General features: G+C 58.6%; 17 protein-coding genes. 2 read left to right on the top strand and 15 right to left on the bottom strand.

Annotation, left to right across the window (positions count from 1 at the left end; translation table 11 throughout):
• The first annotated feature begins 90 nt into the window (after positions 1-90).
• Together AC1DCP_RS01445 and AC1DCP_RS01440 are read left to right on the top strand one after the other, a co-directional pair.
• A complete protein-coding gene (locus AC1DCP_RS01445) occupies positions 91-1,284 on the top strand; it encodes a DNA recombination protein RmuC (RefSeq protein WP_003514811.1) in 1,194 nt (397 codons plus the stop codon).
• Between the two features lie 53 nt (positions 1,285-1,337).
• Complete coding sequence (locus AC1DCP_RS01440; protein WP_025592271.1) at positions 1,338-2,237, top strand: ribokinase; 900 nt, start codon at positions 1,338-1,340, stop codon at positions 2,235-2,237.
• 12 nt (positions 2,238-2,249) lie between these two features.
• On the opposite strand, the gene trmB is transcribed toward AC1DCP_RS01440, so the two are convergent.
• The 15 genes from trmB to trpS form a co-directional block, all read right to left on the bottom strand.
• A complete protein-coding gene (gene trmB, locus AC1DCP_RS01435) occupies positions 2,250-2,948 on the bottom strand; it encodes a tRNA (guanosine(46)-N7)-methyltransferase TrmB (protein WP_065688374.1) in 699 nt (232 codons plus the stop codon).
• Between the two features lie 173 nt (positions 2,949-3,121).
• The gene (gene metK, locus AC1DCP_RS01430; protein ID WP_003514808.1) at positions 3,122-4,384 is read right to left on the bottom strand and encodes a methionine adenosyltransferase; all 1,263 of its coding nucleotides are present in this window, start codon (positions 4,382-4,384) and stop codon (positions 3,122-3,124) included.
• Between the two features lie 188 nt (positions 4,385-4,572).
• The gene (locus AC1DCP_RS01425) at positions 4,573-4,992 is read right to left on the bottom strand and encodes a helix-turn-helix domain-containing protein (RefSeq protein ID WP_003514807.1); all 420 of its coding nucleotides are present in this window, start codon (positions 4,990-4,992) and stop codon (positions 4,573-4,575) included.
• 134 nt (positions 4,993-5,126) lie between these two features.
• Positions 5,127-6,716 (bottom strand): apolipoprotein N-acyltransferase, encoded by a 1,590-nt coding sequence (gene lnt, locus AC1DCP_RS01420; RefSeq protein ID WP_065661440.1) that lies wholly within the window; start codon positions 6,714-6,716, stop codon positions 5,127-5,129.
• Positions 6,717-6,915: 199 nt separating this feature from the next.
• Complete coding sequence (locus AC1DCP_RS01415; protein ID WP_003514803.1) at positions 6,916-8,061, bottom strand: hemolysin family protein; 1,146 nt, start codon at positions 8,059-8,061, stop codon at positions 6,916-6,918.
• A gap of 15 nt (positions 8,062-8,076) precedes the next feature.
• Positions 8,077-8,583 (bottom strand): rRNA maturation RNase YbeY, encoded by a 507-nt coding sequence (gene ybeY, locus AC1DCP_RS01410; protein ID WP_025592266.1) that lies wholly within the window; start codon positions 8,581-8,583, stop codon positions 8,077-8,079.
• A gap of 9 nt (positions 8,584-8,592) precedes the next feature.
• Entirely contained in the window at positions 8,593-9,648 is a 1,056-nt protein-coding gene (locus AC1DCP_RS01405) for a PhoH family protein (protein ID WP_003514799.1), read from the bottom strand.
• A gap of 40 nt (positions 9,649-9,688) precedes the next feature.
• On the bottom strand, positions 9,689-11,092 hold the full coding sequence (miaB, locus tag AC1DCP_RS01400) for a tRNA (N6-isopentenyl adenosine(37)-C2)-methylthiotransferase MiaB (protein ID WP_019564423.1): 1,404 nt from the start codon (positions 11,090-11,092) through the stop codon (positions 9,689-9,691).
• Between the two features lie 64 nt (positions 11,093-11,156).
• Entirely contained in the window at positions 11,157-11,951 is a 795-nt protein-coding gene (gene olsA / locus AC1DCP_RS01395) for a lyso-ornithine lipid O-acyltransferase (protein ID WP_065688375.1), read from the bottom strand.
• A 30-nt stretch (positions 11,952-11,981) separates the two neighbouring features.
• A complete protein-coding gene (locus AC1DCP_RS01390; RefSeq protein ID WP_003514787.1) occupies positions 11,982-12,410 on the bottom strand; it encodes a Fur family transcriptional regulator in 429 nt (142 codons plus the stop codon).
• Positions 12,411-12,479: 69 nt separating this feature from the next.
• Complete coding sequence (locus AC1DCP_RS01385) at positions 12,480-12,974, bottom strand: GNAT family N-acetyltransferase (RefSeq protein ID WP_065659826.1); 495 nt, start codon at positions 12,972-12,974, stop codon at positions 12,480-12,482.
• 39 nt (positions 12,975-13,013) lie between these two features.
• Complete coding sequence (tsaB, locus tag AC1DCP_RS01380) at positions 13,014-13,682, bottom strand: tRNA (adenosine(37)-N6)-threonylcarbamoyltransferase complex dimerization subunit type 1 TsaB (protein WP_065688376.1); 669 nt, start codon at positions 13,680-13,682, stop codon at positions 13,014-13,016.
• Between the two features lie 21 nt (positions 13,683-13,703).
• The gene (locus AC1DCP_RS01375) at positions 13,704-14,267 is read right to left on the bottom strand and encodes a NifU family protein (RefSeq protein ID WP_111799272.1); all 564 of its coding nucleotides are present in this window, start codon (positions 14,265-14,267) and stop codon (positions 13,704-13,706) included.
• A gap of 169 nt (positions 14,268-14,436) precedes the next feature.
• Positions 14,437-14,928: a universal stress protein gene (locus AC1DCP_RS01370; RefSeq protein ID WP_003514782.1), complete on the bottom strand. Its 492-nt coding sequence runs from the start codon at positions 14,926-14,928 to the stop codon at positions 14,437-14,439.
• A 115-nt stretch (positions 14,929-15,043) separates the two neighbouring features.
• Positions 15,044-16,108, bottom strand: coding sequence for a tryptophan--tRNA ligase (gene trpS, locus AC1DCP_RS01365; RefSeq protein WP_003514781.1), 1,065 nt, complete (start codon positions 16,106-16,108; stop codon positions 15,044-15,046).
• Between the last annotated feature and the right edge of the window lie 41 nt (positions 16,109-16,149).

Here is a 16,149-nt window from a genome sequence, read left to right as displayed (position 1 = left end):
ACCTTCGTCCGGTTTTGGCCGACTCAATTCCGCCGCATGAATGTTCTTGTTTTGATCTTACGAATCACTGGAAATCTGGTAGATTTAGCCATGAGCATCGATTTCTCTTTTCTCCTCGATCCCGCCTTGCGGGCCGGCTCCGTCGACATCAGCTTCGGCGGGCTTCTTGCGGCTCTCGTTTTCGGCCTTTCCGCTTTCTGGATGGTCACGAAAAGTCGCGGGAAAAAAGCGGAAGCCGATGGTGAAATTTCCGATCTGTTGAAAACCCAGTCGGAACTGCACGGCCGGATCGCGGCGATGGCCGAGACGCTCGGCACGCGCCAGAGCGAGATGGGCCAGACGATCAACCAGCGCCTCGACGGCATGTCGCAGCGGCTGGGCGAGACGCTGACCGAGCAGACGCGGTCGACACACGAGAATCTAAGCCGCCTGCAGGAGCGGCTTGCGGTTATAGATGCCGCACAGGGTAATATTCAGGATCTGGCAAAGGACGTGGTCGGGCTTCAGGCGATCCTCTCCAACAAGCAGACGCGCGGCGCTTTCGGGCAGGCGCGCATGGAAGCGCTGATCGCCGATGCGCTTCCCGCCGGGGCCTTTCAGCTTCAGCCCACGCTTTCGAATGGCTACCGACCAGACTGCATCATCAGGATGCCGAACAACGCCCCGTCCCTCGTCATCGATGCCAAGTTTCCGCTGGAGGCGTGGAATGCGCTGAAGGCGGATGAAACGCCCGAGGGCAAACGGGCTGCGACCCAGCAGTTCCGCCGCGATATGGAAGTGCATATTCGCGACGTGGCGGAGAAATATCTGATACGCGGCGAAACGCAGGATACGGCCTTCATCTTCGTGCCGTCGGAATCGATCTTCGCCGATATTCACCAGCATTTCGAATATCTCGTGCAGCGTGCCCATCGCGCCCGTGTCGTCATTGTCTCGCCATCGCTTTTGATGCTGTCGGTGCAGGTTATCCAGTCGGTGCTGAAGGACCAGCGCATGCGCGAGCAGGCGCACCTCATTCAGGGTGAAGTCGCGCTTCTCATGGATGACGTGCGGCGGCTGGACGACCGGACGCGCAAGCTGCAGGCCCATTTCGGGCTGGCGCAGAAAGATGTCGACATGATGCTGATTTCCTCCGACAAGGTGCTGGCGCGTGGCCAGAAGATCGAGGGCCTCGATTTTTCGCCGACGGAAAAGGAGACCTCCCACAGCGAAATCGAGCAGGCGCGACGCTTTGCAGAGAACAGGGCAGGAACGGCCAAGTTGCGGGTGGTTGACGACGAGTGATCCCCTCGGGCAAAGTCGCCGCCTTGCTTTGAATTTCATACGGACATGCCCTGATGATTACTGTTTTCGGCTCCATCAACATGGATCTCGTCGCCACCGCCAAACGCCTGCCCAAACCCGGTGAAACCGTGACGGGAGAAACCTTTTCCACGGCGGCCGGCGGAAAGGGAGCCAATCAGGCGCTTGCCGCACGGCGCGCAGGTGCAACGGTCAAAATGGCGGGCGCTACGGGTGATGACACCTTTGCCGCGCCAGCGCTGACATTGCTGCGCGATGCCGGCACCGATCTGTCGCTCGTCAAGACCGCGCCCGGCCCCACGGGAACCGCCGTAATCCTGATCGGTGAAGGCGGGGAGAACATGATCTCGGTCATTCCCGCCGCCAATGGCGAAGTTTCCGCATCCGACGCCGCAAGAGCCGTGGCGGAGATGGCAGCGGGCGATATTCTGATGCTTCAGTTCGAGGTGCCCGCACCCTCAATCGAAGCAGCACTGACGGCCGCGAAGGCTAAACGTATCACCACTATCATCAATACCGCGCCGCTGACCGCGGACGGGCCGCGCCTTGCCAGCCTTGCCGATATCGTCATCGCCAATGAAACCGAGTTCGAACTGCTGATCGGCAAAAACGGACTTTCAGCCTCCGAACGGGAAAATGAACTCAAATCCCTGCATGAGCAGACCGGCCAGACATTGATCGTGACGCTTGGTGCTGATGGCGTGATCGCCATTCGCAACGGCAAGGTCTTCAAGGCGTCCGGTCTCAAGATCGAGCCGGTCGATACTGTTGGCGCTGGCGATACATTCTGCGGTTATCTCGCCGCCAGCCTCGATCAGGGTATGGATTTCGAAAAGGCGCTGAAGCGCGCCGCAGTCGCAGGCTCGCTCGCCTGCACCCGCGCCGGCGCCCAGCCTTCCATTCCGGTTGCTGCCGAAGTGGACGCGAATTTCTGACGGTTCGAGCTGTTAAATGCGAATGAAAGTGAGATAGGCCGAGCTGCGGCCTTCTCTTTTCGCCTTGTTCTCATAACGCGTGCCCGGCCAGTTGGCATAGGGGGTGTGCCAGTCCTCAGCACTTGCCGCCTTCCACTCGAAACCGCCGTGGCGGGCGCAATGCTGTAGCGTCCAGTTGACGTAGGTATCGATATCGGAAGCAAAGCAGAACTTGCCACCGGGTTTCAGGACGCGATGGAAACGGGCAAGATTGACGTCGGAAACGAAACGGCGCTTCCAGTGCTTCTTCTTCGGCCAGGGATCGGGATAGAGAAGATCGATGTGATCGATCGACCCATCCGGCAGCCAATCCAGCAATTGCGTCGCGTCATCATCGTAAAGGCGGATATTCATCAACTCGCCTTCACGCACGCTTGCCAGCAGCTTGGCCATGGAATTGACGAAGGGCTCGACGCCGATAAAGCCGGTCTCAGGATTTTCAACCGCGCGGTGGGCAAGGTGCTCGCCGCCGCCGAAACCGATTTCCAGACGGACCGATTTCACATCCGCCGGAAAGAGAGCGACGAGATTTTTCGGAGGCGCGCTTTCCAGATCGATTTTCAGCAAAGGCAGCAGGTTTTCGATCGTATCGATCTGCTGATTGCGCAGGGGCTTGCCCTTGCGTCTGCCAAAAAACGCTTCCGTTGCGCGCGAACGCCGCTCTTCCGTCATGTCATACTCTCAAGAACAAATAGACTAAACCCGCACAGGGCCACTTGAATGGCACTATGCGGGTTACAAATGGTGCAACCGGTATCTCTCAATCCCCGTCGAATGACAAGGCTTAGAACAAGTCCCCGCATTTTCCGAACGTAAAATCGCTACGCAATTTTACTGGAAATGCTTCAAGCGCTCAAAGCTTCCTTGAGCGGCTTCACCAGATCGAGCTTCTCCCAGGAGAAGGAACCGTCACGGCCCGCCTTGCGACCGAAATGGCCGTAGGAGGACGTCTTGGCATAGATCGGCTTGTTGAGATCGAGATGACGGCGAATGCCCGACGGCGAGAGATCCATGACCTTGCGGATGGCGCCTTCGACCTGATCTTCGCTGACCTTGCCGGTACCGTGCAGATCGACATAAATCGACAGAGGCTGGGCGATGCCGATCGCGTAGGAAATCTGAATGGTGCAGCGCTCGGCCAGACCGGCAGCCACCACGTTCTTGGCCAGATAGCGGGCAGCATAGGCCGCGGAACGGTCGACCTTGGTCGTGTCCTTGCCGGAGAATGCACCGCCGCCATGGGGGGCAGCACCGCCATAGGTGTCCACGATGATTTTGCGGCCGGTCAGACCCGCATCGCCATCCGGACCACCGATAACGAATTTGCCCGTCGGGTTAATATACCACTGGCAATCATCGGCGATCTTCAGGTCACCCAGCGCTTCGCGGATATAGGGTTCGACAACTTCGCGAACCTTCTTCGAATCCCAGCTGGCATCGAGATGCTGCGTGGACAAAACGATGGATACGGCTTCCGAAGCCTTGCCGTCAACGTAACGAACCGTCACCTGGCTCTTGGCGTCGGGACCGAGTTTCGCAGCTTCGCCTTCGCCGCTTTTACGGGCGGTCGCGAGCAGCTGCAGAATACGGTGGGAATAATAGATCGGAGCCGGCATCAGGTCCGGCGTTTCCTTGCAGGCGTAACCGAACATGATGCCCTGGTCGCCAGCACCCTCGTCGCCCTGCTTGTCGGAGGCGTTGTCCACGCCCTGCGCGATATCCGCCGACTGCGGATGCAGGAGAACGTCGATCTTCGCCGTCTTCCAGTGGAAACCATCCTGCTCGTAGCCGATGTCGCGGATCGCCTTGCGGGCAGCCGACTTGAACTTCGAGGGATTGATGACCGGGTGGCCGGCAGCATCCTTGAGAACCTTGCCGTCCTTGTCCTTTTTCAGCAGGGTATCGGGAACCCGAACCTCACCGGCGATAATGACGCGGTTCGTCGTCGCAAGCGTTTCGCATGCGATGCGCACGGTCCAGGGGTCGACACCCGTCTTGGATGCCTCACGATAGATGAGATCCACGATTTCATCGGAAATACGATCACAAACCTTGTCCGGATGACCTTCGGCCACGGACTCGCTGGTGAACAGGTAATTGGCACGCATGCGGGATTCCCCTCAAAGAACGGTCTTCGAGTTTGTTAGTCATTTCGGCCATGAAAGACAAGGACACAACCACATAAATATATCTTTATGTGAGAATTCCTTTCTAATTGGGCACAAAAAAACGGCCCTTGCGGACCGTTGAGTGTCCAGCGCCGCACGCTGGAAAATAAAGCAGTCGCCTGCGAGTGCTACTCGGCATCCCCTTCGGCGGCGAGCGACTTGACGAGATCAACGAGGCGGCGGCGAACCTTCGGGTCGGCGATCTTCACGAAAGCGCGGTTCAGTTGCAAGCCTTCGGCAGACGACAGGAAATCCACCACGTAATTGGAACTCGATGCTTCTGCCATGCCCGTCGTGCCGACGGCCTGATCACCCGGCGCGTCCTCGAAGAAGAAGGAAACCGGGACATTCAGGATCGCGGAGATATTCTGCAGGCGGCTGGCGCCCACGCGGTTCGTGCCCTTTTCATACTTCTGAATTTGCTGAAAAGTAATTCCGAGGCTTTCACCCAGCTTTTCCTGGCTCATGCCCAGCATGGTTCTGCGAAGACGAATTCGGCTTCCGACATGAATGTCGATGGGGTTAGGCTTTTTCTTATTTTCGGTCATCATGCGGTCCTGACACTCGGAAAGGGTTGATATCTCGTTTCATTGCTTATTCGAAGAAATGAGCTGGTATTTCGACAGCGTCTAAACTTGTTTTACGACTGACGTATTCACTATGCAATTGTAGGGGTTCCCGGTCAATTCTGGCGCCGGGCAAAACGCCAGGCAGAAAATACCGAAACGGTCAGCATGATAGAAAAAATCAACCAGAAATACGTCCGATGTATGTCGTAAGTAACAGCGTCATTTGACCCACCACTCAAGGTGGCGTCAACAATTCCGACCCGGCCGTAATCCAACCCGGCAATAATACGACCATAGGGATCTATAACGGCGGAAATTCCGGTATTAGCGCCGCGAATCACCGGCACTCCCGTTTCAACGGCCCGTACTCTTGCCTGCAGAAAATGCTGATAAGGGCCGGGTGTATCGCCGAACCAGCCATCATTCGTGACGTTCAGGATCGCTGCGGCGCCCGCCAGACCAGGGGTCATCTCTTCGGGAAAAATGATCTCGTAGCAGATCAGGGGATAGAGGGTTTTACCGGAAGGAAGCGTCAAAGGCGTGCGCGAAGACGCGGCTGAAAAGCCGCCCGGCAGGCTGATGACATTATTGATGCCGAATCCCCGTAGAATATCTTCGAAAGGGACATATTCTCCAAAGGGTGTCAGATGGACCTTGTCGGTCGCGCCGATGATCTCGCCCTGACTGTCAATCGCATAGACCGAATTGTAGTAACGCGGAGGCCGGCCGGCACCGGCATCTTCCATTCTGACCGCACCGGTAAACAGGACCTGCCCGTCTTCAAGCGTCTTGGCGATTTCCGCCAGAGCGTCCGGGTTTTGCGTCAGGATGAAAGGCACGGAGGTCTCCGGCCAAACGATGATATCTGGGCGTTTTTTTCCTTCGCCGGGCGGCAGGCCCGTCAAGCGCAGATGCTCGCTGAAAATCTCGGCCCTGTCTGCATTCAGCATCTTGCGGGACTGGTCGATCGACGGCTGCACGATCCTCACGGTCAGCGCGTCCGCAGGTGTCTCCAACGGTGTCTGAAGGCGGTAAAAGCCATAACCAAAATGGCCAGCCAGCAGCAGGCTCGCCGCAATGAGACCCGGCCACATGCCTTTTTTCGTGCCGATCAAGGCAGGCGAGGCGAAGATGAAGACGGCAAGCGTGGTGACACCAAAAAGACCAAGCAGATGCGCCGACTGCATCATGATCGGCACAGGCATGATGCCATAACCGATAGCGTTCCAGGGAAAGCCAGTTGCTATGAAGCTGCGGAGCCATTCCAAAAGGCCGAATGCGGACGCAAGTGCGGCGATACGGCCGAGACCGTCCGACCAGACGATATTGGCGGCTGCGACCGCAAAACCGTAAAACACGGCGAGAACAGCCGGAAGGCCGAGGATGGCGAGCGGTAGCGCCCAGGCGAACTCGTCAGCTTCCAGCAGGAGCGCATTACCCAGCCACCACAGGCCCGCCACGAAATAACCAAGGCCGAAACACCAACCGATGCCGAAAGCGGGCATGATACGGCTGAAGATGCCGCCGCCCGGCTTGCCGGTGCAGCCATCGACCAACCAGACAAGCAGGGTGAAAGACAAAAAAAGCGCCGCGAAAAAGCCAACCGGAGGCAAGGCCAGCGCTCCAACCGCGCCTGCGGCAATCGCCATCACTGCGCGGCTTTTGCCGCCGGCCAGCATTACCCTGCCTGCAAGACGCTCCATGCCATCTCCGTTTAATGCCCACCCGGAAAAGCCCAACCCCGGCATGGCCGCGCAAAGGAATTTCCCTTTAGACTCGACGTAAAGGAAAAAAGATTCGCAGTCCACAGAAGGGATGATCGCCGGAGCACCGTGCGTCCTTTTGGACTCTTGATGACGCGTTCAAGGAGCGGAGGCGACGGGGAGCATCCCGTCGCCCACCTCAGTCAGCGTTTTGCTGGTGGGTGATGAGGCGAACATCCGGCGCGGGCAGCGGAATAACCTCATCGGCATCGGCATCGCCCGGCGCGCGGTCATCCTGCCCTTCCGAGCCATGATCGCGGACGATACGGACACCCTTGATACGCCTTGTATCCGCATCGAGGATCTGGAACTCGAAACCAGGTACGGCCCTGACCACTTCACCCTTGGCCGGAATGCGGCCGAGTGCGAAGAATATCAGGCCGCCGAGCGTATCGATTTCTTCAAGATGTTCGCGGACATCGAATTCCGGTCCGATTGCCTCGGCAAGTTCAGTAAGTTCGGCGCGGGCATCCGCCACCAGCACGTCGGCGGACAGACGCGAAAACATCGTCTCGTCCTTGTCGTGCTCGTCATCAATGTCACCCACCACCATCTCGACGATGTCCTCATGGCTGACGAGACCGTCCGTGCCACCATATTCGTCGATCACCAGGGCAAGCTGTGTTCTCTGTGCCTGCATGGTCTTCAAAAGATCGGAGGCCAGCATGGAGGGGGGTGCAAAAAGAATTTTACGCACCAGCCCGGCATCGGCGACCGTCTGTTCCAGATCCACCCGTGCCAGGTCAAAATTCGGTCGCGGCGAGCGCGGAGCCTTCGCCTCGCCATAGGCAACGCCACGCGATCCCACCCGGCGCTTGTTGCGCGCCTGCTTGGCGACATAGGCCAGCAGATCGCGAATGTGGATCATGCCCTTCGGATTATCCAGCGTCTCATCGTAGACCGGCATGCGGGAGCGCCCGGTTTCCTCAAAGAGGATCAGAGCTTCGCCGATGGTCATATTCTGGTCGAGACCGTCGATATCCACGCGTGGGATCATGATATCTTCGACCCGAACCTCCCGGAAACGCAGGATATTGTTCAGCATCGCCCGCTCTTCGGGCGAAAAGGCGGCACCGATTTCGGTGTCGTCCATCAGCGCGTCGGTCAAATCCTCGCGCAGGCGCTCGCCCTGTGACGGCTTCAGCAACCGTCCAATGCGCGACCAGATCGTCGATCTCGGCTTTGCATTGGAGTCGTTCCGTAAATGACTACTGCCCTCCTCCGAGGAGGACTGCTCGCCGTTTTCTCTGCCCTCATTGGCAGGTCGTGCAGAATGTTCGTTCATGGCTCCAGACAATATTCAAAGCGGTTCCTGTCCCGCGTAAGGATCAGATAGGCCAAGCACCGCCAAAATGCGAGTCTCAAGCGACTCCATTTCTTCCGCCTCCTCCTCATCCATGTGGTCATAACCGAACAGGTGCAGGAACCCATGAACAAGAAGATGGGTCAGATGATCCTCGAAACTCTTCTCAAGTTCAAGAGCCTCGCGTTCAACCGTCTCGCGCGCGATGACGATATCGCCCAGCATCGGGCCAGGCATGCCGCCCGGTTCCAGCGGAAAAGCGGGGAAAGACAAGACATTGGTTGCCTTGTCCTTGTCGCGCCATTCAGCATTGATTTCCCGGATATTTTCATCGTCGGTAAAGACCAGCGACAGTTCCACCGGCATTTTCGGGAAGGGTTGGTTCTCTTCCCGCTTCAAAAAATCAACCGCTGCATCCAGCACCTTGGTGGCGAATGCAAGAAGGTCCTCTTCCGAGGACCAGCCTTCGGCCTCGACGCTGATTTGAATATCCAGAGCTGTCATTGTCTTGCGTCAGTTGCCCTTCACGAGGCTTTCATCCGGCACCGCCGTGTGGGATTCGTACGCCCGCACGATGCGCGCCACCATCGGATGGCGCACGACGTCCACATCCTTGAAGCGCACGACGGATACACCTTCCACATCGGTGAGGATTTGCAGGGCCTCGACAAGGCCCGACTTCACGCCGCGCGGAAGGTCCACCTGGCTTGGGTCGCCGGTCACGATCATGCGGCCTTTCTCACCGAGACGGGTGAGGAACATTTTCATCTGCATGGTCGTGGTGTTCTGGGCTTCGTCCAGAATGACGGCGGCGTTGGCAAGCGTGCGTCCGCGCATGAAGGCCAGTGGCGCAATTTCGATGACGCCCGCCTGAATGGCGCGCTCCACCTTGTCACCCGGCATCATGTCGTAAAGCGCGTCGTAAAGCGGGCGCAGATAAGGATCGACCTTCTCCTTCATGTCGCCCGGCAGGAAGCCAAGGCGTTCGCCCGCTTCTACTGCGGGACGCGAGAGGATGATGCGGTCGACCGCACCACGCTCCAGAAGTTGCGCTGCATGCGCCACGGCAAGATAGGTCTTGCCGGTGCCGGCGGGGCCGACGCCGAAAACCAGTTCGGATTGCTCCAGCGCCCGCATGTAGACATCCTGGGTGGGCGTTCGGGCAGCGACGGTCTTCTTGCGCGTGGAAATCTGCGCCATGGAGATCTTCGCCTTGCGCTCCATCGTCGGCAAGGTCAGCTGGTCATCTGCCGCCATGGCCATGCGGATCGCGCCTTCCACGTCGGAAACCTCGGCGGTTCCGCCCTTGAGCAGACGCTCGTAAAGGAAATCCAGCGCCCGGCGAGCCTGATTGGTGGCAACGACATCGCCGGTGATGGCAACGGAATTGCCGCGCGGGCGCGCATCGATGTTGAGGCGTTGTTCCAGCAATTTGAGGTTCTGATCGAACTGACCGAATAGCTCTCCCGCTATCCTGTTATTCTCGAACGTGAGGACGAAGTGATTGGCGTCGGTCGCGGCTTGGCGTGGCTGGCGCGATGAAGGTGATACCAATTCATGTGCGTTCAAGCGGTCAGGCTCCTGTCCCAATCAGTGTCGGCTCCTCACTCTAACTCTCTGCCACCTCGGCAAACAAGCTGTTTGGACCCGTTGCGGTGATTCGTACATTAACAATGTCACCGATTTTCAAAGTCTTTGCATCAAGATTCACAGATTGCAGCCAGGGAGAGCGACCTATCAACTGTTCAGGCATGCGGCCGGGCTTTTCCAGCAACACATCCATCGTCTTTCCGACCAGCGATTCCGCAAATTCCTTCTGCTGCCGCAAGAGCAGCGCCTGCAATCGTTCCAGCCGCTCGGCCTTCACCTCTTCCGCAACCTGATCCGTCAGATCGGCACCCGGCGTTCCTGGGCGTGTGGAATATTTGAATGAAAAGGCCTGCGCATATTTCACCTGTTCGATGATCGCCATCGTGTCTTCGAAATCACGATCCGTCTCGCCGGGGAAGCCAACAATAAAATCCCCGGACATGGCGATATCAGGGCGGGCGGCCCGGATTTTTTCAATGAGCTGGATATATTCCTCACCTGTGTGGCGACGATTCATCGCCTTCAGAATGCGATCCGACCCGGACTGAACAGGCAAATGCAGATAGGGCATCAGAATGCGCAGGTCGCGATGTGCGCCAATCAAGCGGTCATCCATGTCGCGCGGATGGCTGGTGGTATAGCGAAGGCGTGCAAGACCGGGAATTTCCGCCAGCCGGTAAAGAAGCTCGGCAAGTCCCCATTTTTCGCCCTTCGGGCCTTCGCCCTGCCAGGCATTGACGTTCTGGCCGAGAAGCGTGATTTCGCGCACACCGGCATCCACCAGTTTCATCGCCTCATCGACGATCTGGCGCACGGGACGCGAAACTTCCGAACCACGCGTATAGGGCACAACACAAAAGGTGCAGAACTTGTCGCAGCCTTCCTGCACCGTCAAAAATGCCGTGACGCCGCGCGTACGCAGTGTTGCCTTTTCGGCCACCGGCAGATGTTCGAACTTGTCCTCAACGGCATATTCGGTCTCGATGACGCGCTCGCCGCCGCGCACCCGCTTCAGGGCGTCCGGCAGGCGATGATAGGTCTGTGGGCCGATGACGACGTCGACGGCTGGCGCACGGCGAAGGATTTCCTCGCCTTCCGCCTGTGCCACACATCCGGCAACGCCGATCACGAATTCGCGGCCCTGTTCTTCGCGCGATTTTTTCATGTCGCGCAAGCGGCCGAGCGCCGAATAGACCTTTTCAGCGGCCTTTTCGCGGATGTGACAGGTGTTCAGAAGCACCAGATCCGCCTCGCCCATATCCTCCGTCTGAACGTAACCGTCCTTCGCCAGCGCATCGCTCATGCGGACGGAATCGTAGACGTTCATCTGACAGCCATAGGTCTTGATGAAGACCTTCCTGCTGTTAGAGCCCTCGCGGGCAATCATTTCGGGGGCATCGAGGCCGAGCGTTTCCTGGGTCATGGCGGTTATCTAGTGTTTTTCACGCCCGGATTAAACAGAAAAATACCGGAAAAGCTGGAATGCTCTATTTCCGCCAGCCACCACGCAGGCTGAAAGCCAACATGGAACGGATAGAAGCGGCGATATCGGTCGCCAGACGCTTGCGGTTATCCGTGCTGTGAAACGGAACGCTGTCGCCGAATGTAACGTCGACGTCGATAGCACCTGCCCTGATGATACCGAGCAGATGCGGCACCAGAATTATGCTGCCCGGCCAGGCCGCAATGACCCGGTGGTAACGTCCCATGGCCATGCCCTGCACCCGCGTATAGGCGATTGCGACCGGCTGCACATAGACGAGCTTTCCCGGAACCTGCTCGGCAGCCGTGGAGGCTGCGCCAAACAGCGAGGATTTGACGGCAAGCATGCGGTTGCCGTCAGAGGTGGTGCCTTCCGGGAACAACACGACGATCTCGCCATCGGCCATGCGGGCGGCGATCTCGCCGACCTGCGCACCGGTGCTGCGCTTCTGCTCGCGCTGGACGAAGATGCTTTTCTGCAGACGGGCGAGCCAGCCAAAGACGGGCCAGTCACGCACTTCCGTCTTGGCGATGAACACCACGTCGGCAATACTGCCGAGAACGAGAATGTCCTTCCACGAGGCATGGTTGACCGCCAGCATCAGCGGCTTTGCCCGCTCCACATCCCCATGGACATGCACGCGGATGCCGAGGACATGGCAGGCGATGCGGTGCCAGATGCGGGGAATGCGGCGACGAAGCTGCCAGTCGAAGGCAAGGCCCAACAGTTGCAGCGGCAGCAATATAAGCGTGACGATCAGGAGAACGACCGCAATATAGGCTGTCCGAAGCCACATCATGATTGAACCGTGCGCTTGCTCACCAGCGTCTCAATGTTCGCCGGGCTTCAACGGTACACCGTAGAGTTCGAGCCGGTGATCAACGAGCTTGAAGCCGTGTTCCCTGGCGATCTTTTCCTGAAGCGCCTCGATCTCGGGTGAATGAAACTCGATGACCACACTGTTCTTCAGATCGATCAGATGATCGTGATGTTCCTCAGGCACGGTCTCGTAACGCGAGCGGCCATCGCGAAAATCATGACGCTCGATGATGCCGGCGTCCTCGAACAGCTTCACCGTTCTGTAAACGGTTGAAATCGAGATGCGCGGATCCACGGCGGAGGAACGGCGGTAAAGCTCCTCGACATCCGGATGGTCTGCCGATTCCTGCAGCACACGGGCGATGACACGGCGCTGGTCCGTCATCCGCATGCCGCGTTCGGCACAAAGTTCCTCCAGCGTTTTCGAAAGGTCTATCACGTCTTCTGGCCTTTTGAGTATTCCGGTTGAATTTCGGGGCTGTCGCCGAAAAATGCCTGTCGCAGGGAACTAGCGAAGATCGCGGCGCATGACAAGCGCCGTCGACTTCGCGCCATCCTTGGCGGTGTAATAGGCCTTCCGCTCAGCGACCGTTTTGAAGCCGAGCTTTTTATAAAGTCCCAGGGCGGAGGCATTGTTGCTGTCCACTTCCAGGAACATCGTTTCGGCACCGCGCATCATCGCCTCACGGACGGCCGATTGCATCAGGCGCCAGCCGAGGCCGGTGCGCGCGAACTTTTCGGCCACCGCAACGGTCAGGATTTCCGCCTCGCCGGCCACTTCGCGCGCAAGCACGAAACCACCGAGCGGTTTGCTGAAAAATGCGTTCGTCTGCCGCGCGACGGCACCGAAAACCGAGCCTTGCGTCAACAGCCCGGAAAACTCCCCGTCATTCCAGGGGCGCGGAAAGCGCAGCGCATGCAATTCCGCCACTCCGGCGCAATCCTCATGCTGCATCGGCACGATCTCGAAATAGGGCTTCCAGCTTAGATATTCGTCAAACATAACAAGGAATCATCCGCACGCATTTACGGGTGCCACCTATCAGGCAACGCTCTGGCGTGCCAGCGCAAAACCCGTCTGCGGCCGGGCATCCGGGCCGCGAAGGTAAAGCGGTGCGGGTTTCGGCATGCCTTTCGGCTTGCGTCCACCCGCCCGCGCGACAGTGGAAATCGGAAAATGATCGGGACCCGACCCCGTGTCGAAACCCTGAAAAAGGGGTGCGGCGGAACCGATAATGGCGCCATCGAAACCGGAGAGAGCCGTTTTGGCATCCTCCAGAGACCAAAGCGCGGCCTCGAGGAGCGGCAATCCATCCTCTGCAAATGTCTGGAGGTAGGCTTCGCCCCGTTTGGCGTCGAGCCCGACAGCCACTGGCCGGCCGGGATTTTCCAGCAGATGATGCAAGGCGATCGTCTCAAGCGTGGTTACGCCGACTGCCTCTATGCCGAGCGACAGGGCAAAACCACGCGCGGCGGCAACGCCGACGCGAATGCCGGTAAAGGAACCCGGTCCGATCGTTACCGCGATGCGTCCGACTTTCTGAAGCGGCAGCTGCGCCTGCTGCAGGGCACCATCAATCACAGCCATCAGCCGCTCGGCATGACCTTTTCCGATGGTTTCGCATACCTCGCCAAGCACCGTGTCGGAGGCGCTGTCATAGACGCAGGCGGAACAGTCCACACCTGAGGTATCGAGTGCGAGAACAATCATGGCGCGGCCTGGCTTACAACGTCATACAGCTTCGACTTCGCGCACTTCCGGCACGAAATGGCGAAGCAGGTTCTGGACGCCGTGCTTCAGCGTGGCGGTGGAGGACGGGCAACCGGAGCAGGCGCCCTTCATGTTCAGGAACACGGTGCCGTCGCGGAAACCACGGAAAGTGATATCGCCACCATCCTGCGCTACGGCGGGGCGGACGCGGGTATCCAGCAGTTCCTTGATGGTGGCGACGATGGTTTCGTCACCCTCTTCAAAGAACTCGCCTTCCTCATCCGACACTTCAGCCGCAATGGCGGTGCCCATGATGGGGCGGCCAGACATGAAATGCTCCATGATCGAACCGAGAATGGCGGGCTTCAGATGCTGCCATTCGGCGTCATCCTTGGTGACGGTGATGAAATCGAAGCCGAAATAAACGCCGGTGACACCCGGAATGGTGAAGAGGCGCTCTGCCAGCGGCGAGGCCTGCGCCTGCGCAGGGTTGAGAAACTCAGCCGTGCCGCTTTCCAGCACCACCTTGCCCGGCAGGAACTTGAGGGTCGCGGGGTTCGGCGTGGCTTCCGTCTGAATGAACATTATCTGTCTCCTTCGAGGTCGCCGTTCACGCCCCGCAATTTAGAATTCTTCCAAAAAATACGCCTGGCGAAGCCTTACTTCAAGCCCTGACATGATAATTACATTCAAGAAATCGTCAGCCCCAAATTCTTGCCCGAATCCGTTCCTGCCTTTCAGGGTCGAACGAGGGTCAGCAGAGGGCGTCGATTTCCTCATCCGTCAGCGTATCCGGCAGCACGGTGACGGGGATGGGGAAGGCCGCACCGCGTCCTGAGATGGAGGAGACGAGCGGTCCCGGCCCTTCCTTCGTTGATCCTGCCGCCAAAACCAGAATGGCAATATCGCGATCTTCCTCGATGAGCCCGTGGATCTGTTCGGTTGCGCCGCCTTCACGGATCACCGCTTCCGGCTCGATGCCGATGGTCTCACGGACCTTCTGGGCGATCTTGGCAAGCGTTGCTTCCGCCTCCTCGCGCGCCTCGGCCCGCATGATCTGCTCGACGCCCAGCCACTGCTGGAAATCGCCTTCCGGTATCATGTAAAGCAGAACCAGTCCGCCATTGGAGTTCTTGGCGCGACGACCGGCATAATGCACGGCCCTTTCGCATTCCGGTGTGTCATCGATAACAGCGAGAAATTTGCGACGATGCCCTTCCAGACGCGACAGCCGTTTTGAAACCATTCCGCACTCCCTGTGTCCGCCGCGATCCGAAAAACCGCCCGACGGTTCGGGCGGAGATTATATCAAATCACGGCAGGCGCAAACCGCCCGCCGTGATCCACAAGGCGATACGTGGTCAGCGCAGGAACCCGATGATGTCGCGCACCTCGTTCATCGTGTTTTCGGCGATCGCGCGCGCGCGCTCACCACCCTGTTTGAGGATGGCATCGATGTGGGTGGGATCGTCGAGAAGGCGGCGCATCTCGTTGTTGACCGGAGCCAGCACATTGACGGCAAGCTCGACAAGAGCCGGCTTGAAGGCCGAGAACTGCTGTCCGCCGAATTCTAAAAGAACCTCCGCTTTCGTCTTGTCAGACAGTGCCGCATAGATACCAACGAGGTTTTCGGCCTCCGGGCGGCCCTTCAGGCCTTCCACTTCGCTCGGCAGTGCATCCGGGTCCGTCTTCGCCTTCTTGATCTTTCTCGAAATGGCGTCGACATCGTCCATGAGGTTGATGCGCGACAGATCCGACGGATCGGACTTCGACATCTTCTTGGTGCCGTCCTTCAACGACATCACCCGCGGTGCCGGACCGCCGATCAGCGGCTCCACCATCGGGAAATAGGCATGCACCGGCTCATTGCCCACGGTGATGTCGAGCCCGAGACCGGCGTTGCGGATATGGTCACCGAAATCGATGTTGAATTTCTGGGCGATGTCGCGGGCCAGTTCCAGATGCTGCTTCTGGTCGTCGCCGACAGGAACGTGGGTCGCGCGGTAGACGAGAATGTCCGCAGCCATCAGGCTCGGATAGGCAAGCAGCCCAAGCGACACCTGCTCGGCATTTTTGCCGGACTTGTCCTTGAACTGCGTCATGCGCTCCATCCAGCCGATGCGCGCCACGCAATTGAAGATCCAGGCGAGTTCGGCGTGCTGCGGCACAGCCGACTGGTTGAAGACGATATGCTTCACCGGATCGATGCCTGCGGCAATGAAGGCGGCAGCGATCGAGCGGGTTTGCGCCTTCAGGTCCGAATGAACGAGCTGGGCGGTGATGGCATGCATGTCGACGACGCAATAGATGCAGTCGTTATCTTCCTGCAACGCCACGAATTTGCGGATGGCCCCGAGATAATTGCCGAGATGCAGATTGCCGGTCGGCTGGACGCCCGAGAAAACCAGCGGCTTGAATGCGTTCATTGTCGTCCTCGAAAAGGCTTGTGGAGGGCCCCGCCCCGTAG

This window comes from Agrobacterium sp. 10T429 (genome assembly GCF_056393925.1).
The sequence above is the reverse complement of the archived record's forward strand: the minus strand, read 5'-3'. Positions and strand labels throughout refer to the sequence as shown.